Source organism: Bradyrhizobium sp. SHOUNA76, from assembly GCF_023006445.1.
Taxonomy (GTDB): domain Bacteria; phylum Pseudomonadota; class Alphaproteobacteria; order Rhizobiales; family Xanthobacteraceae; genus Bradyrhizobium.
Genome location: NZ_JALBHA010000919.1, coordinates 1 through 1,177 on the forward strand (window position 1 = coordinate 1; position 1,177 = coordinate 1,177).

At 69.2% G+C, this 1,177-nt stretch carries 2 protein-coding genes; both read right to left on the reverse strand.

Annotated features, from left to right (window positions below):
• On the reverse strand, positions 1-812 hold an 812-nt coding region (locus MOV74_RS38565), incomplete at its 3' end, for a cobyrinate a,c-diamide synthase (RefSeq protein ID WP_246932793.1).
• On the reverse strand, positions 812-1,177 hold a 366-nt coding region (locus MOV74_RS38570; protein ID WP_246932794.1), incomplete at its 5' end, for an SAM-dependent methyltransferase. The genes MOV74_RS38570 and MOV74_RS38565, both read right to left, overlap by 1 nt.

Here is a 1,177-nt window from a genome sequence, read left to right on the forward strand (position 1 = left end):
GCGCCCGCCGCGCGCCAGGCCTCGAGCATATGCGGATAGACGAAGGAGAATGCGGCATCACGGGCCAGCGCAATGCGCTGGCCGGGCGGCGCCACGTTGAAGCCACTCGCCGCCGGCTGCGGCGACCAGTTGGCAGCGAAGCGCAGCACCGCGTCGAGATCGACGTGCTCGGCAACGAAGCGCGCGGCCTCGTCGATCAGCTTGCCGATCTCCGCCTGCTCTTCGGCCTGGACGAGGCCGAGATGCCGCTTCGGCAGTCTGATCTCGGCATGGCGCGGCAGCGCGCCGAACACCGCAATGCCGGCGTCGTTCAGCGCGCGCCGCACGAGGTCTTCATGGCGCGGGCTGGCGACGCGATTGAGCACGACGCCCGCAAGCCTCACGCCGGGGCGATAATCGCGAAGGCCTGCGGCGATCGCCGCCGCCGTTTGTGCTTGACCTGAGGGGTCGATCACCAGAACCACCGGCCAGCCCAGCATCTCCGCGATATCGGCGGTGGCACCGGTGCCGGAGACGCCGCGCGCGGCGACGCCGTCGAACAGGCCCATCGAGCCCTCGGCAAGCACGACATCGGCATCCGCGCCGCGGCTGACGAGATGCGCGATTGTCCCGCGGTCCATCGCCCAGCTATCGACGTTGACGGAGGCCCGTCCCGTGGCGGCGGCGTGGAAGGCGGGATCGATGTAGTCAGGGCCGCTCTTGAAGCACTGTACGTTCAGGCCACGATTGCGCCAGGCGCGCGCGAGCGCCAGCGTCAGTGTGGTCTTGCCGACGCCGGAGGCCGGTGCGGAAATGACGAGGCTTGCTGCCATCACGACGCCTCCGGAAAGCGCGGTTCAGTGCCAACCGGCCGATAGCGACGGTCATAGTCGGCGGCATAGAGCCGGCTCTCGTCGAAATCCGCAGCGCCAAGCGTCTTGCCGACCAGGATCAGCGCGGTGCGCTCCATTTCCGTGCCGACGGCGGCATCGAGTGTGCCGAGCGTGGCGCGGACAATGCGCTGGTCCGGCCAGCTCGCGCGCCAGACGATCGCGACCGGGCAGTCCTCGCCATAATGCGGCGTGAGCTCGGCGACGACGTTGTCGAGCAGATGGATCGACAGATGGATCGCGAGCACCGCGCCGGTTGCGGCGAATGCGGCGAGCTTCTCGCCTTCAGGCATTGCGCTGGCGCGGCC